This window comes from Burkholderia cepacia, assembly GCF_029962485.1.
Classification (GTDB): Bacteria; Pseudomonadota; Gammaproteobacteria; order Burkholderiales; family Burkholderiaceae; genus Burkholderia.
On sequence record NZ_CP073637.1, the window covers coordinates 983,031 to 1,004,993 of the forward strand.

Here is a 21,963-nt window from a genome sequence, read left to right on the forward strand (position 1 = left end):
GGCCCCGGGTCAGGCAGCGAGTGCCGCGAAGGCGCGGCGTGCGGCCGCGAGCGTCGCGTCGATCACCGCGTCGTCGTGCGTGCTCGACACGAAACCGGCCTCGTAGGCCGACGGGGCGAAGTACACGCCTTCGTCGAGCATCAGGTGGAAGAAGCGGTTGAAACGCTCGGTGTCGCTCTTCGTGACTTCCGCGAAGCTGGTCGGCACGCGCTCGGCGAAATACAGGCCGAACATCGCGCCGATCGAGTCGGCCGCGAACGGCACGCCGGCCGCGCGGGCTTCGGCCGCGAGGCCGTCGGCGAGGCGCTTCGTCTGCGCGGTGAGTGCGTCGTAGAAGCCCGGCGCCTGGATCAGCTGCAGCGTCTTCAGGCCTGCCGCGACCGCGATCGGGTTGCCCGACAGCGTGCCGGCCTGGTAGACGCCGCCGAGCGGCGCGAGGTGGGCCATGATGTCGCGGCGGCCGCCGAACGCGGCGGCCGGCATCCCGCCGCCGATCACCTTGCCGAGGCAGGTGAGGTCGGCCGTGATCCCGTAGTACGCCTGTGCGCCGCCGAGCGCGACGCGGAAACCGCACATCACCTCGTCGAAGATCAGCACGGCGCCGTGCTTCGTGCACAGCGCGCGCAGCGCGTTCAGGAATTCCGGCGTGCCGCGCACGAGGTTCATGTTGCCCGCGACGGGCTCGACGATCACCGCGGCGATCTCGTCGCCGAACGCGCCGAACGCTTCCTCGAGCGCGGCGACGTTGTTGTATTCGAGGACGGTCGTGTGCTTCGCGATGTCCGCGGGCACGCCGGCCGACGTCGGGTTGCCGAACGTCAGCAGGCCCGAGCCGGCCTTGACCAGCAGGCTGTCCGCGTGGCCGTGGTAGCAGCCCTCGAACTTGACGATGCGGCTGCGGCCCGTGAAGCCGCGCGCGAGGCGCAGCGCGCTCATCGTGGCCTCGGTGCCGCTCGACACCATCCGCACCTGCTCGATCGACGGCACGAGCTTGCAGATTTCCTCGGCGATCTCGATCTCGGCTTCGGTCGGCGCACCGAACGAGAAGCCGTCGGCGAGCACGTTCTGCACGGCCGACAGGACTTCCGGATGGACGTGGCCGACGATCATCGGGCCCCACGAGCCGATGTAGTCGATGTACTGCTTGCCGTCGGCATCCCAGAAATACGGACCTTGCGCGCGTGCGACGAAGCGCGGCGTGCCGCCGACCGAACGGAATGCGCGCACCGGCGAGTTGACGCCGCCGGGAATGGTCTTCTGGGCGCGTTCGAAGAGGATCTGATTGTTGGACATGAGCGAAACCTGCGAGAGAAGGGCGCGGGGGCCTGTGCACGGGCCGCGGCGCCTGGGCGGAACGATCGTCTGATTGTACCGGAGACGCGCGCGGCGGGCCCGCCAGCGCTTGTGCGGCCTTTCGGCGCGCGAGGAGCGGCACGGGCCGGAAACGGGGGCCGGATTCGGTCCGGCATCCGGCCCGGCATCCGGCCCGGCTAGCGCGGCGGCTTGCGCTTGCCGGTCAGTTCGGCCCAGCGTTTCTCGAGCGGACCTTCGACCATCGGCTTGATCGACGTGCCGGACGTCTGCGCGTCCCAGGTCTGCACCGAGTACGGGTGGACGCGCAGCGCGTCGCGCGCGATCACGACGTCCTGGTGCGCGTCGACCAGCCAGTCGTAGACGAAGTCGATGCACAACCGGTAGCCGCGCTTCGTCGACGGATCGGGCACCTCGTACGGCGCACGCGTCACGTAGCCGGAGCCGAACACGCCTTTCGGCTCCTTCGCGACGCGGTGCAGGAACACGCGGTCGCCCGGCAGGATGCCGCGTGCGAAGCCGCAGCCCCACACGTCATGCACGGCCTCGCCGGCCTTCACGCGCGCGGCAACCTCGGGCAGCTCGGGCCACGGCCATTTCTTGGGGCTCCAGATCAGCAGGAAAGCGGTCATCGGTTCGGTCGTGCGTTCAAATGATCAGACAAGAGCGGCAAGCTTAATCGAATCCGCGTGCGATCCCGCGCACGGGGGCTTGCCGGCCCGCCATCGTACGCGGCCGACGGCACGCAAAAAAGTTGCGCGTACAATCATGGGCCTGAACGCGTCGCTTGCGGCGCGGCCTCCCGTCTTCACCGCCACGCGCGCCGCGATGCGCGCGGGCTCCACTCCGGATACCCATGTCTCACGTCGTCCGCCGCCGGCCCGATGCCCGGCTGATCCTGTTGCTCGGGGCGCTCGCGGCCTGCGGGCCGATCGCCACCGACATGTACCTGCCGAGCCTGCCGTCGATCGCCGACGGCTTCTCCGTCAGCCCCGGCGCCGCGCAGCGCACGCTGACGAGCTTCATGGCCGGCTTCTCGGTCGGCATGCTGCTGTACGGCCCGCTGTCCGATACGTGGGGGCGTCGTCCCGTGCTGCTCGGCGGCATCGCGCTGTTCACGCTCGCGAGCATCGGCTGCTTCGTGTCAGGCTCGATCGACATGCTGATCGTCGTGCGCTTCCTGCAGGCGCTCGGCGCCGGCGCCGCATCGGTGCTCGCGCGGGCGATCGCGCGCGACGCGCACGAGCCGAGCGACGCGGCGAAGGTGCTGTCGATGGTCGCGATCGTCACCGCGGTCGGGCCGTTGCTCGCGCCCCTGATCGGCGGCCAGATCCTGCGCTTCTCGGGCTGGCGCGGCGTGTTCGTCGTGCTGGCCGTGTTCGGCGCGATCTGCGCGGCCACGGCCTACCTGCGCGTGCCCGAAACCTGGCCGAAGGAGCGGCGCAAGAGTACGGCCGTGCTCGCGTCGTTCGCGTCGTACGGACGCATCCTGTCGGACCCCGTCGCGTGGGGGCACATGTTGTGCGGCGGGATGGCGTTCGCGGCGATGTTCTCGTACATCACCGCGACGCCGTTCGTGTACATCGAGTATTTCCACGTATCGCCGCAACACTACGGGCTGCTGTTCGGCCTGAACGTCGTCGGGATCATGATCGGCAACTTCGCGAACACGCGCCTCGTCGGCCGCATCGGCTCGCTGCGCATCATCGCGGCCGCATCGCTCGTGAGTGCCATCGCGTCGCTCGCGGTCGCGCTCGTCGCGCTGACGGGGTGGGGCGGGCTGTGGTCGATCGTCGTGTGCCTGTTCTTCGTCGTCGGCGTGGTCGGGATCCTGTCCGCGAACTGCACGACCGACCTCATGCATCGCTATCCGCACAACGCGGGCGCGTCGGCGGCCGTGTTCGGCGCGATGCAGCTCGCGCTCGGCGCGCTCGCGAGCGTCGCGATCGGTGCACTCGCGGACGGCACGCCATTCGCGATGGGCGTGACGATCGGCGTGTCGGGCGTGCTGTGTTTCGCCGGACGCTACCTCGTGCTGCGCTGGCACGGCCGGCCGGTGAAAGCGGGCGCCTGACTCGGCAGCCGCGCCGCACAAAGAAAAACGCCACCGGCGCATCGTGCGCGGTGGCGTTTTTCTTTGGGGCGCAGGCAGCGGCTGGCGCCGCGCCGCGTCTCAATCCCGCGCGACGTCCTTCGCCGCCGGCGACGCGCCGTGGCTCAGCCAGTCGAGCACGTCGGCCGTTTCGTCGTCGCTCGCGCGCGCCTTCGCCTGCGCGACGGCCTCAGGCACCTCGCCGTTCGTCGACGCACGACGGATCGCGACGCCGACCGCGAGGATGTCGATCATCAGCAGATGCAGGATCCGCGAGATCATCGACAACTGCGACTCGCGCATCTCGATGTGATCGGTTTCGAGCGCGACGGTCGCGCGCTTCGCGAGCGGCGTGTTGCTCGACGTGATCGCGATCACCTTGGCGCCGGCCTGCATCGCGACGTCGAGCACGCGCAGCAGCTCGGGCGCGCGTCCCGACTTCGACACCGCGACGATCACGTCGCCCTTGCCGAGCAGCGCGGCCGACGCGGCCTGCATGTACAGGTCGCCGTATGCGATCGTCGGAATCCCGAAGCGGAAGAACTTGTAGTGCGCGTCCTGCGCGACGATGTTCGAGTTGCCGAGCCCGTAGAACTCGATGCGCCGCGCGCCGTTCAGGATCTCGATCGCGTTCTCGACGTGCTCGAAATTCAGGTGCTCGCGCAATTGCAGGATCGCGGACACCGTGTTGTCGAGCACCTTCGCGCCGAAGTCGGTGGCCGTGTCGCCGAGATGCACCTGGCTGTGGCTCATCGGGATCGTGCCGGTGAGGCCGGTGGCGAGCTTCAGCTTGAAGTCCGACAGCCCCTGGCAGCCGAGCGAGCGGCAGAAACGGATCACGGTCGGCTGGCTCACGTCGGCCTTGCGCGCGATGTCGACGATCGGATCGTTGATGATCGAGCGCGGATGGTTCAGCGCGAGATCGGCGACGCGGCGCTCGGCCGGCGTCAGCGCGTCGCGCATCTGGCGGATCCGCTCGAACACGGCCGACGACGCGCCGCCCGAGCGGTTCGACAACTGCTCGGCGAGGATCGCCGATACGCCGAGGAACGCCGGGTATTCGGCGGTGATCAGGTAGGTCGGGATGTTCTCGAGGTAGTGCGTGAAGCGGCCCTTCGCCTCGAAGCGCGCGCGGAACGACGAGCGCGTGAACAGCTCACCGAGCTTCAGCGCGACGCCGCCGCCGATGTACACACCGCCGAGCGCGCCGAGCGTCAGCGCGACGCTGCCCGCGAACGCGCCGAGAATCCCGCAGAAGCATTCGACCGTCTCGAGCGCGAGCGCATCGCCCGCATGCGCGCGCTCGACAATCTCGACCGTGTCGACGGTCGCGGCCACGCGCTTCTTGTCACGCGCGGCGAGCGCGCGATAGATGATCTCCATGCCGGGGCCCGCGCACACGCGTTCGAACGACACGTGCGGAAACTTCTTGCGCGCGTACTGCAGCACCAGATCCTCGCGCTCGTCCTGCGGCGCGAACGACGCGTGGCCGCCCTCGCTGCCGAGCGCGATCCAGCGGTCGTCGGCCGGAATCAGCCCCGACACGCCGAGCCCGGTGCCGGGCCCGAGCAGCCCGATCACGCTGTTCTGACGTCGCGCGCCGCCGCCGACCTGCACGCGCTGCGCGTCGGTCAGGCCAGGTAGCGCCATTGCGAGCGCGGTGAAATCGTTGACGACGAGCAGCGTGTCGAAGCCGAGCGCGCGGCGCGTCGCCTCGATCGAGAAGCTCCAGTCGTGGTTGGTCATCGTGACCTGGTCGCCGTCGACCGGATTGGCGATCGCGATCGCCGCGTGGTTCACGCGGCTGATCTTCACGTCCTTCAGGTACTTGCGGATCGCGTCGGTGATCGTCGGGTAATCGGCGCCGGGATACACGCGGATCTGCGTGATCTCGCCCGGGCCGGTTTCCAGCGCGAAGCGCGCGTTGGTGCCGCCGACATCCGCGAGCAGGCGCGGGCCGTCGGCATGCTGACTCGCGACGACCGCCTTACTTTGCGCACCAGTAGACATCGAGCTGGGTCCCCTTGTCGTTGGCCAGTTGGGAAATCGCGTTCTTCTGCAGCGACGCGGCCGCGGCGTCGAGCACGTCGCGTTTGCGGTCGCCCGCGATCAGCAGGAACAGCCGGTCGACGCGCTTCAGCGCATCGAGCGAATAGCTCACGCGCGCATGCGGCGCGGCGCCGGGATGCACGGCGACGAAACGCTCGGGCGTCGTGATCGCGTGGTCCCATTCGGGTGCGTCGGCGAAGATCGACGCGGTGTGGCCGTCCTCGCCCATGCCGAGCACGGCGACGGTCGGCACGCGGTAGTCGGCGTTCGCGTTCAGTGCGGCGACGTGCGCATCGAGCGTGCTGCGCGTGTCGACGAGCGGCAGGAAGCGGGCAGGGGCCGCCGCGTGCTGCAGCAGCGTGTCGCGCACGAGTTGTGCGTTGCTGGCTGCGTCGTCGTCCGGCACCCAGCGGTCGTCGACCAGCGTCACGTCGACGCCGGCCCAGTCGAGCGCCGCGTGCGACAGCGTGTGCAGGAACGGGCGCGGGCTCGTGCCGCCGGACACCGCGAGCGTCGGGCGCGCGGGCCCGGCGAGCGCGGCCCGCAGCGCCTCGCCGACGGCGCGCGCGAGCGCTTCGCTTTGCGCTTCCTGGGTGTCGAAAGCGTGGATCTCGATCACATCTCCTCCGGACTGCTTTGTCTGTTCAAATCGTACGAATCGTGGGGCACGTAGCCGCGTGCGATGACGTGCGCGGCTACGTTTACATCAGTTCTCTTCTTCAAGCCAGCAGGTGTCGTGCTGCGCGAGCATCGCGCTCGCCGCGGCCGGCCCCCACGTGCCCGCCGCATACGGCTTCGGCGGCTTCAGCGTGCGCGCCCATTCGTTCAGGATAGGCTCGACCCAGCGCCATGCGGCTTCCTGTTCGTCGCGACGCACGAACAGCGCGAGGCGGCCGTTGATCACGTCGAGCAGCAGGCGCTGGTACGCCTCCATCTGCCCTTCCTTGAAGAACTGGTCGAACGCGAGGTCGAGGTGCACGCTCGCGAGGTTCATCCCTTCGCCCGGCTGCTTGGCGAGGCAGTACAGGCGGATCGTCTCGTTCGGCTGCAGCCGGATCACGAGGCGGTTCGAGCCGGGGCGCAATGCCGTGGGCCCGAGCGCCGAGTGCGGCACCGGGCGGAAGTTCACGACGATCTCGGCTACGCGATCGGCAAGACGCTTGCCGGTGCGCAGGAAGAACGGCACGCCGGCCCAGCGCCAGTTCTCGATCTCGACCTTCAACGCGACGAAGGTTTCGGTCTGGCTGTCGGGCTTCACGCCCGGCTCGGTCGCATACGCCGGCACCTGCGCGCCCTTGATCACGCCCGCATGATACTGGCCGCGCACGGCCACCTTGCCGATGTCGCGCGGATCGACCGGTTTCAGCGCGCGCAGCACGCGCAGCTTCTCGTCGCGCACCGAGTCGGAATCCATCGAATGCGGCGGCTCCATCGCGACGATCGACAGCAGCTGCAGCAGGTGGTTCTGCACCATGTCGCGCAGCGCGCCCGTATTGTCGTAGAAATCGCCGCGCGCCTCGACGCCGAGTTCCTCGGCGATCGTGATCTGGATGCTCTCGACCCATTCGCGGCGCCACAGCGGCTCGAACAGCGCATTGCCGAAGCGCAGCGCGAGCAGGTTCTGCACCGGCTCCTTGCCGAGGTAGTGGTCGATCCGGTAGATCTGGCCTTCCGCGAAGATCTCGCCAACCGCGTCGTTGATCGCGTTCGACGATTTCAGGTCGTAGCCGAGCGGCTTCTCGAGCACGATGCGCGAGCCTTCGTTCAGGCCGACCGACGCGAGCGCCTTGCAGATCGGCACGAACAGCGACGGGCCCGTCGCGAGGTAGAACACGCGGATGCCGGGCAGCGATGCGATCGCGTCGCGCAGCACGACGTAGTCTTCCGCGCGGCCGAGGTCGAGCTTCACGTACTCGATGCGATCGAGGAAGGACTTCCACGCGGCTTCGTCGAACGCCTTGCCGGCGGCTTTCTCCGCATGCGGCTTCACGTGCGTGTCGACCCACTCGAGATAACCCGCCCGATCCGATTCATGTCGTGCCACGGCGATGATCCGGCCGCTCTCCGCCAGCATGTTCGCGCGGTGCGCTTCGAACAGCGCGGGCAGGATCTTGCGCATCGACAGATCGCCGGTGCCGCCGAAAAGTACGAAGGTAAAGCTGGAATCGGTATGCATGTGTCTCCGCCGTGTTGGGGGTGCTGGGAAGCGATCCGTAGTGCGATAAAAATATTTTTGACACTGAATTGTAGTTTAACTACAATCCGCCGCAAGGGGTAGCACCTGGGTGAAGAAAAAAAGAAGTGCGGTCGATGAACTGCGCGAGCTTCACCTTCGGGAGCGCCTTGTGCCGAATGTTATCGGACATTGGCGGCGCACATCGTCCGCGCGCCGTCGGCCCCGGGCTCGCGTCGCATCATCGCGGCGGGCCAGAAACACAAAGAGGAGACACGCCGTTGAATCTCGATTCACGCTTTCTGTAAGAGCCCGGCCGGTCATCGGCCCCGTACGCTGCATGCGTCCCGCGGCTCGATTTCCCCGTCGTTATCAAGAAGCCGGTTCCCGGTCAGGGAACCTCACGAGTTGATTCAGTCTGGAGGAGATAAGTAATGAAAGTTCGCTCGATCATGGGTGCGCTCTGCGCCGCGGGTCTGATGGCTGGCGCCGTGGCGGCGCAGGCGGCCGAGAATGTAACCGTGCTGCACTGGTGGACCTCGGGTGGCGAGTCGAAGGCCGTCGGCGTGCTGAAGGACGACGTGCAGAAGCAGGGCTACGTGTGGAAGGACTTCGCGGTCGCGGGCGGCGCCGGCGCCGCGGCGATGACTGCACTGAAGACCAAGGTGATCAGCGGCGACGCACCGTCGGCCGCGCAGATCAAGGGCCCGCTTATCCAGGACTGGGCCGATCAGGGCGTGCTCGTCAACATCGATTCCGCTGCCGGCGACTGGAAGCAGAACCTGCCGCCGGAAATCGACAAGATCATCAAGTACAAGGGCCATACCGTCGCCGCGCCGTTCTCGGTGCACCGCGTGAACTGGCTGTACATCAACAAGGCCGCGCTCGACAAGGTCGGCGCGAAGGTGCCGACCACCTGGCCCGAATTCTTCGCGGTGGCCGACAAGCTGAAGGCCGCGGGCATCCAGCCGGTCGCGATGGGCGGCCAGCCGTGGCAGGACCTGACGCTGTGGGAAGACGTCGTGCTGTCGCAGGGTCCGGCGTTCTACAAGAAGGCGCTGGTCGACCTCGACCAGGCGACGCTGACGTCGCCGCAGATGCTGTCCGTGTTCGACACGGTGCGCAAGATCCAGGGCTACTTCGATACCGGCCGTAATGGCCGCGACTGGAACCTCGCGACCGCGATGGTCATCAACGGCAAGGCCGGCATGCAGTTCATGGGCGACTGGGCGAAGGGCGAGTTCGAGAACGCCGGCAAGAAGGCGGGCAAGGACTACATCTGCGCAGCGGTGCCGGGCACCGCAAACTCGTACACGTTCAACGTCGACTCGTTCGTGTTCTTCCAGCAGAAGGGCGAGAAGGCCGCGACGCCGGGCCAGCTCGCGCTCGCGAAGACGATCATGACGCCGGACTTCCAGGAGCAGTTCAGCCTGCTGAAGGGTTCGGTGCCGGTGCGCCTCGGCGTGAAGATGGACAAGTTCGACGACTGCGCGAAGAAGTCGTACGCCGACGAGCAGACCGCGATCAAGTCGGGCGGCTTCGTGCCGTCGCTCGCGCACGGGATGGCGCAAAGCGACGCGACCGCCGGCGCGATCACGGACGTCGTGACGAAGTTCATGAACTCGCAGCAGGATTCGAAGAGCGCGGTCGCCGCGCTCGCGAAGGCCGCGAAGGTCAAGTAACGCGCGACAGGCGCCCGGCCGGAAGCGCTTCGTCGGCCGGGCGTTTTTGCATGTGCAGCAAACGGGCTCGCCCGCGGGCCCGTGCCGTACCTGGCGCCGGCCCGGCCTGCGTCGCCCTCGTTCCAGGAGTCGAATCAAGTGGCTGCCCCTCTTAACGGAAACGGATCCGGCGCTGCCGCCGCGCGGCGTACGTCGCCGATGTCGGCCTTCGCCGATCGCTGGATTCCGAAGCTCGTGCTTGCGCCGAGCGTCGCGATCGCCGTGGTGTTCATCTACGGCTTCATCCTGATTACCGGCTATCTGTCGCTGACCAACTCGCGGCTGTTGCCGAACTACGAATTCGACGGCTTCGGCCGTTACACGGACCTGTTCCAGAACGACGTGTGGTGGACCTCCGCCGCGAACCTCGGCTGGTTCGGGATTCCGTTCATCGCGGTCTGCGTCGCGCTCGGCTTGTTCCTCGCGATCCTGCTCGACCAGCGGATCCGCAACGAAGGCGCGCTGCGTGCGATCTTCCTGTACCCGATGGCGTTGTCGTTCATCGTCACCGGCACCGCGTGGCAGTGGATCCTGAACCCGGGCCTCGGCCTCGAGAAGGTGATGCACGACTGGGGCTGGACGAGCTTCTCGTTCGACTGGCTCGGCGATCCGGACAAGGCGATCTTCTGCGTGGTGATCGCAGCCGTGTGGCAGTCGACCGGTTTCGTGATGGCGCTGTTCCTCGCGGGGCTGCGCGGCGTCGATGCGGAGATCTTCAAGGCCGCGCAGGTGGACGGCGCGACGCTGCCGACCATCTACCGCAAGATCGTGATCCCGAGCATGCGCCCGGTGTTCTTCTCGGTGCTGCTGATCCTGTGCCACATCACGATCAAGACCTTCGACCTCGTCGTCGCGCTGACGGCAGGCGGCCCCGGCACGTCGTCGTCGCTGCCGGCCATGTTCATGTACACGTTTTCGTTCAACCGCGGCCAGCTCGGGCTCGGCGCGGCGTCCTCGGTGATGATGCTCGCGACCGTGGTCGCGGTGCTGGTGCCGCTGATGTATATGGAATCGAGGAGCACCCGCAATGCAGCCTAAGATGACGATCAGCCGGGCAGTGATCTATGCGGCACTGATCCTGTTCGCGCTGTATTTCCTGTTCCCGATCTACGTGATGCTGTCGACGTCGTTCAAGGATCTCGACCAGTTGCGCACCGGCAACCTGCTGACGCCGCCCACCAGCTGGACCATCGATCCGTGGGTGAAGGCGTGGAGCGGGGCGTGCACCGGCGTGCGCTGCGACGGGATGAAGCCGTTCTTCCTGAACTCGCTGCAGATGGTGATTCCGGCCGTGCTGATCTCGTCGCTGATCGGCGCGTTCAACGGCTACGTGCTCACGCACTGGCGCTTTCGCGGCGCGGACGCGCTGTTCACGATGATGCTGGTCGGCTGCTTCATCCCGTTCCAGGTGATCCTGCTGCCGATGGCGCGCCTGCAGGGGATGCTCGGCCTCGCCAACACGATTCCAGGCCTCGTGTTCGTGCACGTCGTGTACGGGATCGCGTTCACGACGATGTTCTTCCGCAACTTCTACGTGAGCGTGCCGGCCGAGCTGGTGAAGGCCGCGCGCATCGACGGCGCGGGCTTCTTCACGATCTTCACGAAGATCCTGCTGCCGGTGTCGCTGCCGATCTTCATGGTGTGCCTGATCTGGCAATTCACGCAGATCTGGAACGACTTCCTGTTCGGGATCGTGTTCTCCGGTGTCGATTCGATGCCGATCACGGTGGCGCTGAACAACCTCGTCAACACGTCGACGGGCGTGAAGGAATACAACGTCGACATGGCCGGCGCGATCATCGCCGCGCTGCCGACGCTGCTCGTCTACATCGTCGCCGGCCGCTACTTCGTGCGCGGGCTGACGGCGGGCGCGGTGAAGGGGTAGGCGCGGCTTTATCCGATACGACGAACCGGCCGCGCACGACGCGCGGCCCATCGAAACGAACCCGACGCGGCGCCCGAGTGCGCCGCGCGAGACGAGACAGAGGATTCACAGCATGGCAAGCCTTTCCATCCGTGACGTGTACAAGACCTACCCGAACGGGGTGCCGGTCCTGAAGGGTGTCGACATCGAGATCGAGGACGGACAGTTCCTGATCCTGGTCGGCGGGTCGGGCTGCGGGAAGTCGACGCTGCTCAACATGATCGCCGGGCTCGAGACGGTCACGAGCGGCGAGATCTGCATCGACGGCAAGGTCGTCAACGACCTGTCGCCGAAGGATCGCGACATCGCGATGGTGTTCCAGTCGTACGCGCTGTACCCGTCCATGACGGTGCGCGAGAACATCTCGTTCGGCCTGAACATCCGCAAGGTGCCGAAGCAGGAGCAGCAGCAGATCGTCGACCGCGTGTCGCAGATGCTGCAGATCCAGCACCTGCTCGACCGCAAGCCGGGCCAGCTGTCCGGCGGCCAGCGCCAGCGTGTCGCGATGGGCCGCGCGCTCGCGCGCGATCCGTCGCTGTTCCTGTTCGACGAGCCGCTGTCGAACCTCGACGCGAAGCTGCGTATCGAGATGCGCGCGGAAATCAAGCTGCTGCACCAGCGCCTCGGCACGACGATCGTCTACGTGACGCACGACCAGATCGAGGCGATGACGCTCGGCGACCGGATCGCGGTGATGAAGGACGGCGTGGTCCAGCAGTTCGGCGCGCCGCAGGAGATTTACGATTCGCCGTCGAACCTGTTCGTCGCGGGCTTCATCGGCGCGCCGCCGATGAACTTCATCAACGGCAAGCTGGTCGAGCAGGGCAGCGGGATCGCGCTCGAGATCGATACGGGCCTCGCGCGCAGCGCGCTGAACCTGCCGTTCGACGCGAAGCGGATGAACGGCCACGTCGGCCGCGAGGTGATCCTCGGGCTGCGCCCGGAGCGCATCACCGACGCGCGCAACGCACACCACGGCGAGGCGTCGACGCTGCAGCCGATCGACGTGCGCGTCGACGTGACCGAGCCGACCGGGCCGGATACGCACGTGTTCGCGCAGGTGAACGGCAAGCGGATCGTGAGCCGCGTGCATCCGGCCGCGAACCCGCAGCCGGGTCAGACGCAGTCGCTGCTGTTCGACGTGTCGAAGGCCGTGCTGTTCGATCCGGCATCGGAAGAGCGGATCGCGTGACGCAGCGGTTGCGCTGAACGAAAGAGCAAGGGGCCGTGTCGAACGGCCCCTTTTGTTTGCGTGATGCGGCCGACGTGGCCGCGGACGTGGCGATCAGTGCGGCAGCCGCACGTCGAACTTGAACGTCGCGAGCCGCGCGACGAGGATGAAGCCGGTCGCGAGCAGCACGCTGTACACCGAGTCGAACTGCAGCCACACGAGCAGCAGATAGAACCAGCAGCCGACGAACGCGCAGGTCGCGTACGGCCGCGAATCGCGCAGGATCAGCGGGATGTCGTTGCACAGCACGTCGCGGACGATCCCGCCGACCACGCCGGTGATCACGCCCATCATCACCGCGATGAAGCGCGGCATCTCGGCGTCGAGCGCGATCGCCGTGCCCGAGATGCTGAAGATGCCGAGCCCGATCGCGTCGGCGATCAGCAGCAGCCGTTCGGCCGACAGTCGCGACAGCATCCGCAGCACGAACGGCGCGAACAGCGCGAGCACGAAGATCGCGATCACGTAGTCGTCGTGCACGACCCAGTAGAACGGCCGGCGCTCGAGCAGGATGTCGCGCAGCGTGCCGCCGCCGAACGCGGTCGCGAGCGCGACGACGAACGTGCCGACCGAGTCGAGGCGGTTCTTGCGCGCCTCGATGAAGCCCGAAATCGCGAAGGCCAGCGTGGCGATCGCCTCCAGTATCGCGATCGCGAGCGTCAGCCTAGGATGCGGCACGCGGCCCCCGCTCGGCCGGCGCCGCATGCGGCTGCAGCAGCACGAGTACCGCGCCTGCACCGCCGTCGTTGCCGCGCGCCTCGCAGAACGCGATCACTTCTTCCTTCTGCACGAGCCACGCGCGCACCTTGCCTTTCAGCACGGGTTCCTTGCCGATCGAGCCGAGCCCCTTGCCGTGGATCACGCGCAGGCAGCGCAGCCCCTTCTTGCCGGCTTCGCGGATGAATTCGGCGAGCGCGTCGCGCGCCTCGTCGCGCCGCATCCCGTGCAGGTCGATCTGCGCCTGCACGATCCACGCGCCGCTGCGCAGCTTGCGCACGACGTCGCGGCTGATGCCGGGGCGGTGGTAGTACAGCGAGTCGTCGCTGTCGAGCAGCGTCTCGGGATCGAATTCGTCGGACAGCGTCGCATTCAGCACGGCTTCCTCGTCGCGCTGGGTCTGCTTCGGCACCGGGTCGGGCGGCGTGCGGCCCGACGACGCGCGCGGCGGCGCGTTCAGCGGCCGGATCGAGCCGATTTCGTTGCGGAACAGGTTCGCGTCGGCTTCCGCCTTGCGCTCTGCCTTCGCGGTTTCGACGCGCGTGCGTTCGCGGCGCTCGGCTTCGCCTTGCAGCGACTTGCGTAATGCGCCGAGGCCCGCGAGGCCCTGGCCGCGCAATGCGGCCGGATCGGGCGCGGGCGGCGGGGCGGCCGGCGCGGGGTTCGCGGGACGGGCGGCGATCTTCCGCTTCGCGGGATCGCTCGGATGGGGCTGGTTCTTCGCCATGATTCGGTAACAGGGCAGGCGCGTTCGGGCGCGCGGGCAAAAAAAAGCCGCTGCACGGCGGCAGCGGCTTTCCGGTCGGGCCCGCTTCGCGGCAGCGGACGCCATTGTAGCGCCCGGCGCGGTCAGGCTCGCGGCTTACTTCTTGTCGTGCAGGCTTTCGAGGTAGCGCTGCGCGTCGAGCGCGGCCATGCAGCCCGTGCCCGCGCTCGTGATCGCCTGGCGATACACGTTGTCCTGCACGTCGCCTGCAGCGAACACGCCCGCGACGCTCGTCGACGTCGCGTTGCCGTGCAGGCCGCTCTTCGTCAGGATGTAACCGTCCTTCATCTCGAGCTGGCCCTGGAACAGGTCGGTGTTCGGCTTGTGGCCGATCGCGACGAACACGCCCTGCACGGCGAGGTCTTCCGTCGCGCCGGTCTTCACGTTCTTGATGCGCAGGCCCGTGACGCCCGAATCCTCGCCCGTCACTTCGTCGAGCACGTGATCCCACTTGATCACGACGGCGCCTTCCTTTTCCTTCTCCAGCAGGCGGTCGATCAGGATCGGCTCCGCGCGGAACTTGTCGCGGCGGTGGATCACCGTGACCTTCTTCGCGATGCCCGTCAGGTAGAGCGCTTCCTCGACGGCCGTGTTGCCGCCACCGATCACCGCGACTTCCTGGCCGCGATAGAAGAAGCCGTCGCAGGTCGCGCAGGCCGACACGCCCTTGCCCATGAAGTGTTCTTCGGACGGCAGGCCGAGATACTGCGCGGACGCGCCGGTCGCGATGATCAGCGAGTCGCACGTGTATTCGCCCGAGTCGCCGATCAGGCGGATCGGCTGCTCGTGCAGCTTCGCGGTGTGGATGTGGTCGAAGATGATTTCGGTGTTGAAGCGCTCGGCGTGCTCGAGGAAGCGCGCCATCAGCTCCGGACCCTGCACGCCTTTCGCGTCAGCCGGCCAGTTTTCGACATCGGTCGTGGTCATCAGCTGGCCGCCCTGCGCGATGCCGGTGATCAGCACCGGGGACAGGTTGGCGCGTGCCGCGTAGACGGCGGCCGTGTAGCCGGCGGGGCCGGAACCGAGAATCAGGACTTTGGCGTGTTTGGGCGTGGACATGTGCGAATCCGTAAAAGGCGGCCGTGGCGGGCGGGGTAGGGCTCGCCGTACGATCCGGGTTGACCGGGATGCCGTCATAGATGGGTATCAGACGCGCATTATAAAGGTCCCGTTGCTGCGTTGCCGAACGAGAGTTTCAATCGTCGCGATAGCGTTTCGCGACGAGCCGCCCGTGCCGACGCGGCAGGCCGGGCGTCCCGCCGGTGCGCGGCGGCGCGTTGTCGCACACGCTCCGGGCCGGCACGGCCGGCCGGTCTCGAGCGTGCTCAGCCGGCCGGATCGGTACCCCGTCCCTGTTATGTAACCGTCATTTACACTTGGCGGCCCGGTGCAGCGTTTACAATAAGCGGGATCGAACGACAGGCGGGCGCACGGCCCGTCCTCTTTATACGGATTCATGGCAAAAGCTCCTTATTCCGCCCAGGCACAGGCGTTGCCGCACCGGATGTCGAAGCTCCTCACGGAGATCCGCTGGATTCTCCAGGTCGCGCTCTGCGCCTTTCTGGTGATGGCCCTGCTGAGCTACAGCCGGCGCGATCCGAGCTGGACGCACGCCGCCCAGGTCGATCACATCTCGAACTGGGCCGGTCGCGTCGGCGCGTGGACGGCCGACATCATCCTGCTGCTGTTCGGCCTGTCGGCCTACTGGCTGATCGTGCCGCTCGGGCGGCGCATCGCCGTCAACTACCGCCGCATCACGCGCCACGAGGCGATTCCCGACGAACCCGAGCGGCCGATCGGCTGGCTCACCGAAATCTTTGCGTTCGTGCTGGTCGTGCTCGCGTGCGACGGCATCGAGGCGCTGCGCATGTGGTCGCTGAAGGTGCAGTTGCCGCGTGCGCCGGGCGGCGTCGTCGGCGAGGCCGTCGCCGGTGCGATGTCGCATGCGTTCGGCTTCACCGGCGGCACGCTGCTGCTGCTGATCGCGCTCTCGATCGGCCTGTCGCTGTATTTCCGCTTCTCGTGGCTGTCGGTCGCCGAGCGCGTCGGCGGCGCGATCCTGTCCGCCGTCAACGTCGCGAAGCTGCGCCGCGAGGCCGAGCGCGACCGCAAGCTCGGCGAGGCCGCGGCCGTGCGCCGCGAAGGCAAGGTCGAAGAGGAGCGCGTGCGCATCGAGGATCACGAGCCCGTGACGATCGTGCCGCCGGTCGTCACGCCGGTGAAGTCCGAGCGCGTCGAGCGCGAGCGCCAGGTGCCGCTGTTTACCGACTTGCCGGGCGATTCGACGCTGCCGCCGGTGTCGTTGCTCGATGCCGCGCCGAAGACGCAGGAAGCGATTTCCGCCGATACGCTCGAATTCACGTCGCGCCTGATCGAGAAGAAGCTGAAGGACTTCGGCGTCGAGGCGAGCGTCGTCGCCGCGTATCCGGGCCCGGTCGTCACGCGCTACGAGATCGAGCCGGCCACCGGCGTGAAGGGCAGCCAGATCGTGAACCTCGGGAAGGATCTCGCGCGCTCGCTGTCGCTCGTGTCGATCCGTGTCGTCGAGACGATCCCCGGCAAGAACTACATGGCGCTCGAACTGCCGAACCAGCGCCGCCAGACGGTGCACCTGTCCGAGATCATCGGCTCCGAGGTGTATGCGGCCGCCTCGTCGGCGCTGACGCTGAGCCTCGGCAAGGACATCGGCGGCAAGCCCGTGTGCGCGGACCTCGCGAAGATGCCGCACCTGCTGGTGGCCGGCACGACCGGTTCGGGCAAGTCGGTCGGGATCAACGCGATGATCCTGTCGCTGCTGTACAAGGCCACCGCCGAACAGGTGCGCCTGATCCTGATCGATCCGAAGATGCTCGAAATGAGCGTCTACGAAGGCATTCCGCACCTGCTGTGCCCGGTCGTCACCGACATGCGCCAGGCCGGCCACGCGCTGAACTGGACGGTCGCGGAGATGGAGCGCCGCTACAAGCTGATGAGCAAGCTCGGCGTGCGTAACCTCGCCGGCTACAACAACAAGATCGACGACGCGGCGAAGCGCGAGGAGAAGATCCCGAATCCGTTCAGCCTGACGCCCGAGGATCCGGAGCCGCTCGGCCGCCTGCCGAACATCGTCGTCGTGATCGACGAGCTGGCCGACCTGATGATGGTCGTCGGCAAGAAGGTCGAGGAACTGATCGCACGGATCGCGCAGAAGGCGCGCGCGGCCGGCATCCACCTGATCCTTGCGACGCAGCGTCCGTCCGTCGACGTGATCACGGGCCTGATCAAGGCAAACGTGCCGACGCGGATCGCGTTCCAGGTGTCGTCGAAGATCGACTCGCGCACGATTCTCGACCAGATGGGCGCCGAGTCGCTGCTCGGGATGGGCGACATGTTGTACCTGCCACCCGGCACCGGGCTGCCCGTGCGCGTGCACGGTGCGTTCGTCGCAGATGATGAAGTGCATCGCGTCGTCGACAAGCTCAAGGAGCAGGGCGAGCCGAACTACGTCGAGGGCCTGCTCGAAGGCGGCACCGCCGACGGCGACGAGGGCTCGGCCGGCGCGGGAACCGGTGAAGGCGGCAGCGAGTCTGATCCGCTGTACGACCAGGCGGTCGAGATCGTCATCAAGAACCGCCGCGCGTCGATCTCGCTGGTGCAGCGCCACCTGCGGATCGGCTATAACCGCGCGGCGCGGCTGCTCGAGCAGATGGAGCAATCGGGGCTCGTGTCCGCGATGTCGTCGAGCGGCAACCGCGAAATTCTTGTGCCGGCGCGCGACGCGGAATGAGTCCGCGGCGTTCGCAGCGCCGGCCACCCAGGGAGAAAACCGCAATATGCAGCAACATTCGTTCGCAATGTCCCTTCGTTCGACGCGGCGCTGGCTCGGCGCGGCGCTCGCCGGCGCATCGCTGATGCTCGCGGCGACGCACGCGTTCGCGGGTGGCGCCGAGCAGTTGAAGGCCTTCGTGTCGCAGGTGCGTTCGGCGAAGGGCGATTTCACGCAGCAGATCGTCAAGGCGCCGGCCAAGGGCGCGAGCGCCGTGCAGGCCGTGCCGAAGCCCACCGACAATTCGAGCGGCACGTTCGTGTTCGCGCGTCCCGGCAAGTTCATCTGGACGTACCAGAAGCCGTACCAGCAGGTGCTGCAGGCCGACGGCGAGAAGCTCTACGTGTATGACCGCGACCTGAACCAGGTCACCGAGCGCAAGCTGAACGGCGCGCTGGGCGCGAGCCCGGCCGCGATCCTGTTCGGCAGTAACGATCTCGACAAGAACTACACGCTGCGCGATGCCGGCGAGAAGGGCGGCATCGAGTGGCTCGAGATGTTGCCGAAGGCGCAGGACACGCAGTTCCAGCGGATCGGCATCGGCTTCCGGAACGGCACGCTCGCCGCGATGGAGCTGCATGACGTGTTCGGCAACGTGACGCTGCTGACGTTTACGAACATCCAGACGAACCCGCCGCTGAAGGGCGACACGTTCAAGTTCGTCGTGCCGAAGGGCGCCGACGTGATCACCGGCTGACCGGCGCCGCGCGCCGTTCTCCCGCAACGGGCCTGCCGGCGACGGCAGGCCCGTGTTGTTTCTGGGCGCGGGCACCGGGCGCGGGCACCGGGCGCGGGCACCAGGCGCGGGCACCAGGCGCGGCGGCGCCGTCGTGCGGCTGTCATAATGTCGGGTCCGGCGGCCGGTTCGGCCGCCATTGTTTGATGTGGAGCGAGGGTTCATGTCCGACCTGTTTCAAGTCGAGCCGCGCCGCCCGCTCGCCGAGGCGCTGCGGCCAAAGACGCTCGCCGAGGTGATCGGCCAGACGCATTTGCTGGGCGAAGGCAAGCCGCTGCGGCTCGCGTTCGAATCGGGCAAGCCGCATTCGATGATCCTGTGGGGGCCGCCCGGCGTCGGCAAGACGACGCTCGCCCGGCTCACCGCGCTCGCGTTCGACTGCGAATTCATCGCGCTGTCGGCGGTGCTGGGCGGCGTGAAGGACATCCGCGAGTCGATGGAGCAGGCGAAGGACACGCTGAACCGCACCGGCCGCCACACGATCCTGTTCGTCGACGAGATCCACCGCTTCAACAAGGGGCAGCAGGATGCGTTGCTGCCGTTCGTCGAGTCGGGCCTCGTGACCTTCATCGGCGCGACCACCGAGAACCCGAGCTTCGAGGTCAACTCGGCACTGCTGTCGCGTGCGCAGGTGTACGTGCTGAAGTCGCTGAACGACGACGAGATGCGCCAGTTGCTGACGCGCGCGCAGGAAATCGCGCTCGACGGCCTCGCGTTCGACGACAAGGCGATCGATACGCTGGTCGGCTATGCGGACGGCGACGCCCGCCGCTTCCTGAACCTGCTCGAGCAGGCGCAGACGGCGGCGGCGTCGGCCGGCGTCGCGACGATCGATGCCGACTTCGTCAGCAACGCGATGACGCTGAACGCGAGACGCTTCGACAAGGGCGGCGACAACTTCTACGACCAGATCTCGGCGCTGCACAAGTCGGTGCGCGGGTCGAGCCCGGACGGCGCGCTGTACTGGTTCTGCCGGATGATCGACGGCGGCGCCGATCCGAAGTATCTCGCGCGGCGCATCGTGCGGATGGCGTGGGAAGACATCGGCCTGGCCGATCCGCGCGCGCTGCAGATGGCGAACGACGCGGCCGAGACCTACGAGCGGCTTGGCTCGCCGGAAGGCGAACTCGCGCTCGGGCAGGCGGTGATCTATCTCGCGTGCGCGGCGAAGAGCAACGCCGGCTACAACGCGTTCAACCAGGCGATGGCGTTCGTGAAGCAGGACAAGTCGCGCGAGGTGCCCGTGCACCTGCGCAACGCGCCGACCAAGCTGATGAAGGAACTCGGCTACGGCCACGCTTACCGTTACGCGCACGACGAGCCGAATGCGTATGCGGCCGGCGAGACGTATCTGCCGGACGGGATGCGCGAGCCGCGCTGGTACCAGCCGGTGCCGCGCGGGCTCGAATCGAAGATCGCCGACAAGCTCGCGTGGCTGCGCGACCTCGACCGCGAGGCCGGCAAGAAGGACTGACGGCGCGTTGCGCGGGCCGGTTCGGCCTGCGCCGCCGCCGATCCGTCAGCGCTTGCGGCCCGGCTGCTGTTTCTTCCAGTATTCGAACGGCTCCTCGTGGCATTCGATGTCGAGTTCGGCGACGCGCCCATGCAGGCGCTCCTGCGCGTCGGCGATCGCGAGGTTGTAGATCGCGGGCGCGATCTCCTCGACGAAGAAATGCAGCAGCGCGCCGGCCTGGATGTTGCCGATCGGCTCGTCCATGTTTTCCGTGAAATAGCGTTGCAGCGACGCGATTGCGCGGTCGCGGACATCCTTGTCGAGTTCGATGGCCATCGGGTTCCTCGGGGTGCGGTGAGGTGAAACCGGGCGCTTCGCGTGATGCGTTGCCGCCCGCCGGCGCCGCTGTTTTGTGATCCGCGAGGGTCGGGCGCGCCGCGATTCGCCGGCCGCCGGCGCACGGGCCGGCCAGGCCATGTTGCCACGGCCGCCGCCCGTTTGCGGCATTGTCCGTCCGGCCGGTGCCGTGGCGGCCGCGCGGTGCGTTAGAATTCCCGTCTTACACAACGATTTTCCAAGTCCTCCCATGCTCGACATCCAGTTGCTGCGCAAAGACCTCGACGGCGTCGCGAAGCGCCTCGCCGATCGCGGCTACACCCTCGACGTCGCCGCGTTCTCCGCACTCGAAGCGGAACGCCGTGCGATCCAGACCCACACCGAAGAGCTCCAGGCGCGCCGCAACAGCCTGTCGAAGCAGATCGGCGCGATGAAGGGGAAGGGCGAGGACACGTCGGCCGTGATGGCCGAGGTCGGCGGGATCGGCGACGACATGAAGGCGTCGGAAGCCAAGCTCGGCGACATCCAGGCGCGCCTGTCCGACCTGATGCTGGGCATGCCGAACGTCGCGCACGACAGCGTGCCGGTCGGCAAGGACGAAGCCGACAACGTCGAGGCGCGCCGCTGGGGCACGCCGCGCCAGTTCGATTTCGCGGTGAAGGATCACGTCGATGTCGGCACGCCGCTCGGCCTCGATTTCGAGACGGGCGCGAAGCTTGCCGGCGCACGCTTCACGATGCTGCGCGGCCCGATCGCGCGCCTGCACCGCGCACTCGCGCAGTTCATGATCGACACGCACACGCAGCAGCACGGCTATACCGAAACGTACACGCCGTACATCGTGAACCCCGAGATTCTCTACGGCACGGGCCAGCTGCCGAAGTTCGCGGACGACATGTTCCGCGTCGAGAAGGGCGGCGCGGAGAACACGGTCACGCAATACCTGATTTCCACGTCCGAGATCTCGCTGACGAACACCGTGCGCGAGTCGATCGTCGAAGGATCCGCGCTGCCGATCAAGCTGACCGCGCATTCCCCGTGCTTCCGCTCGGAAGCCGGCTCGTACGGCCGCGATACGCGCGGGATGATCCGCCAGCACCAGTTCGACAAGGTCGAGATGGTGCAGGTCGTTGCGCCGGAAACGTCGTACGCGGCGCTCGACGAAATGGTCGGCCATGCGGAAGCGATCCTGCAGAAGCTCGGCCTGCCGTACCGCGTGATCACGCTGTGCACGGGCGACATGGGCTTCTCGGCCGCGAAGACGTTCGACCTCGAAGTGTGGCTGCCCGCGCAGAACACCTACCGCGAGATCTCGAGCTGCTCGAACACCGAGGCGTTCCAGGCGCGCCGGATGCAGGCGCGTTTCCGCAACGCGCAGGGCAAGCCGGAGCTCGTGCACACGCTGAACGGTTCGGGGCTTGCAGTCGGCCGCACGCTCGTCGCGGTGCTGGAGAACTACCAGAACGCGGACGGCTCGGTCACGGTGCCGGAAGCGCTGCGTCCGTACATGGGCGGCATGGAGCGCATCGACGCGCCTGCCCAGGCGTCGTAACGCAGGCCGTCGAAGTCCTCGCAAAAAAATTTGCATAGAGGGCTTGTCAGCCAGGAAGAGATCGTCTTATAATCTTTTCTTTCGCGGAAACGACCAA

18 protein-coding genes are annotated in these 21,963 nt (G+C 67.3%); 9 read left to right on the plus strand and 9 right to left on the minus strand.

Annotated elements, in window-relative coordinates:
* Window positions 1-9: 9 nt before the first annotated feature.
* Window positions 10-1,293, minus strand: coding sequence for a glutamate-1-semialdehyde 2,1-aminomutase (gene hemL, locus KEC55_RS04550; protein ID WP_014897811.1), 1,284 nt, complete (start codon window positions 1,291-1,293; stop codon window positions 10-12).
* Between the two features lie 197 nt (window positions 1,294-1,490).
* Complete coding sequence (locus tag KEC55_RS04555) at window positions 1,491-1,943, minus strand: hypothetical protein (protein ID WP_282506929.1); 453 nt, start codon at window positions 1,941-1,943, stop codon at window positions 1,491-1,493.
* Between the two features lie 224 nt (window positions 1,944-2,167).
* Here KEC55_RS04555 and KEC55_RS04560 point away from each other — a divergent pair, with 224 nt between their 5' ends.
* On the plus strand, window positions 2,168-3,385 hold the full coding sequence (locus KEC55_RS04560) for a Bcr/CflA family multidrug efflux MFS transporter (RefSeq protein WP_176049333.1): 1,218 nt from the start codon (window positions 2,168-2,170) through the stop codon (window positions 3,383-3,385).
* Between the two features lie 99 nt (window positions 3,386-3,484).
* On the opposite strand, the gene KEC55_RS04565 is transcribed toward KEC55_RS04560, so the two are convergent.
* The 3 genes from KEC55_RS04565 to zwf all read right to left on the minus strand — a co-directional run bounded on the left by KEC55_RS04565 (window position 3,485) and on the right by zwf (window position 7,628).
* On the minus strand, window positions 3,485-5,413 hold the full coding sequence (locus KEC55_RS04565) for a bifunctional transcriptional regulator/glucokinase (protein ID WP_282506930.1): 1,929 nt from the start codon (window positions 5,411-5,413) through the stop codon (window positions 3,485-3,487).
* A complete protein-coding gene (gene pgl, locus KEC55_RS04570; protein WP_176049331.1) occupies window positions 5,391-6,071 on the minus strand; it encodes a 6-phosphogluconolactonase in 681 nt (226 codons plus the stop codon). Before pgl ends, KEC55_RS04565 begins: the two co-directional genes overlap by 23 nt.
* 87 nt (window positions 6,072-6,158) lie before the next feature.
* Window positions 6,159-7,628: a glucose-6-phosphate dehydrogenase gene (gene zwf, locus KEC55_RS04575; protein WP_282506931.1), complete on the minus strand. Its 1,470-nt coding sequence runs from the start codon at window positions 7,626-7,628 to the stop codon at window positions 6,159-6,161.
* Between the two features lie 431 nt (window positions 7,629-8,059).
* Between zwf and KEC55_RS04580 the strand changes: the two genes are divergently transcribed.
* The 4 genes from KEC55_RS04580 (at window position 8,060) to KEC55_RS04595 (ending at window position 12,462) form a co-directional block, all read left to right on the plus strand.
* A complete protein-coding gene (locus tag KEC55_RS04580) occupies window positions 8,060-9,307 on the plus strand; it encodes an ABC transporter substrate-binding protein (protein ID WP_060229382.1) in 1,248 nt (415 codons plus the stop codon).
* Window positions 9,308-9,445: 138 nt separating this feature from the next.
* Window positions 9,446-10,384, plus strand: coding sequence for a carbohydrate ABC transporter permease (locus KEC55_RS04585; RefSeq protein WP_176049328.1), 939 nt, complete (start codon window positions 9,446-9,448; stop codon window positions 10,382-10,384).
* A complete protein-coding gene (locus KEC55_RS04590) occupies window positions 10,374-11,231 on the plus strand; it encodes a carbohydrate ABC transporter permease (RefSeq protein ID WP_226154311.1) in 858 nt (285 codons plus the stop codon). Before KEC55_RS04585 ends, KEC55_RS04590 begins: the two co-directional genes overlap by 11 nt.
* A gap of 112 nt (window positions 11,232-11,343) precedes the next feature.
* Window positions 11,344-12,462 carry an ABC transporter ATP-binding protein gene (locus tag KEC55_RS04595; protein WP_282506932.1) on the plus strand — a complete coding sequence of 373 codons (1,119 nt, stop codon included), beginning with the start codon at window positions 11,344-11,346 and terminating at the stop codon, window positions 12,460-12,462.
* 93 nt (window positions 12,463-12,555) lie between these two features.
* Here the strand turns inward: KEC55_RS04595 and KEC55_RS04600 are convergent, their stop codons facing one another.
* From KEC55_RS04600 to trxB, 3 genes are all read right to left on the minus strand, one after another.
* Window positions 12,556-13,206: a trimeric intracellular cation channel family protein gene (locus KEC55_RS04600; RefSeq protein WP_176049326.1), complete on the minus strand. Its 651-nt coding sequence runs from the start codon at window positions 13,204-13,206 to the stop codon at window positions 12,556-12,558.
* Window positions 13,166-13,945, minus strand: coding sequence for a Smr/MutS family protein (locus KEC55_RS04605; protein WP_176049325.1), 780 nt, complete (start codon window positions 13,943-13,945; stop codon window positions 13,166-13,168). The genes KEC55_RS04600 and KEC55_RS04605 overlap by 41 nt, the downstream gene beginning before the upstream one ends.
* Window positions 13,946-14,080: 135 nt before the next feature.
* Window positions 14,081-15,043 (minus strand): thioredoxin-disulfide reductase, encoded by a 963-nt coding sequence (trxB, locus tag KEC55_RS04610; RefSeq protein WP_282506933.1) that lies wholly within the window; start codon window positions 15,041-15,043, stop codon window positions 14,081-14,083.
* A gap of 397 nt (window positions 15,044-15,440) precedes the next feature.
* Here trxB and KEC55_RS04615 point away from each other — a divergent pair, with 397 nt between their 5' ends.
* From KEC55_RS04615 to KEC55_RS04625, 3 genes are all read left to right on the plus strand, one after another.
* Window positions 15,441-17,750 carry a DNA translocase FtsK gene (locus KEC55_RS04615; RefSeq protein ID WP_282506934.1) on the plus strand — a complete coding sequence of 770 codons (2,310 nt, stop codon included), beginning with the start codon at window positions 15,441-15,443 and terminating at the stop codon, window positions 17,748-17,750.
* Between the two features lie 46 nt (window positions 17,751-17,796).
* Window positions 17,797-18,486 carry an outer membrane lipoprotein chaperone LolA gene (gene lolA / locus KEC55_RS04620; RefSeq protein ID WP_282506935.1) on the plus strand — a complete coding sequence of 230 codons (690 nt, stop codon included), beginning with the start codon at window positions 17,797-17,799 and terminating at the stop codon, window positions 18,484-18,486.
* Between the two features lie 202 nt (window positions 18,487-18,688).
* Complete coding sequence (locus KEC55_RS04625; RefSeq protein WP_282506936.1) at window positions 18,689-19,999, plus strand: replication-associated recombination protein A; 1,311 nt, start codon at window positions 18,689-18,691, stop codon at window positions 19,997-19,999.
* Window positions 20,000-20,044: 45 nt separating this feature from the next.
* Here KEC55_RS04625 and KEC55_RS04630 read toward each other — a convergent pair whose 3' ends face one another.
* On the minus strand, window positions 20,045-20,314 hold the full coding sequence (locus tag KEC55_RS04630; RefSeq protein ID WP_282506937.1) for a DUF2164 domain-containing protein: 270 nt from the start codon (window positions 20,312-20,314) through the stop codon (window positions 20,045-20,047).
* 250 nt (window positions 20,315-20,564) lie between these two features.
* Between KEC55_RS04630 and serS the strand changes: the two genes are divergently transcribed.
* Window positions 20,565-21,866, plus strand: a complete 1,302-nt coding sequence (gene serS, locus KEC55_RS04635) for a serine--tRNA ligase (protein ID WP_282506938.1) — start codon at window positions 20,565-20,567, stop codon at window positions 21,864-21,866.
* Window positions 21,867-21,963: the final 97 nt, after the last annotated feature.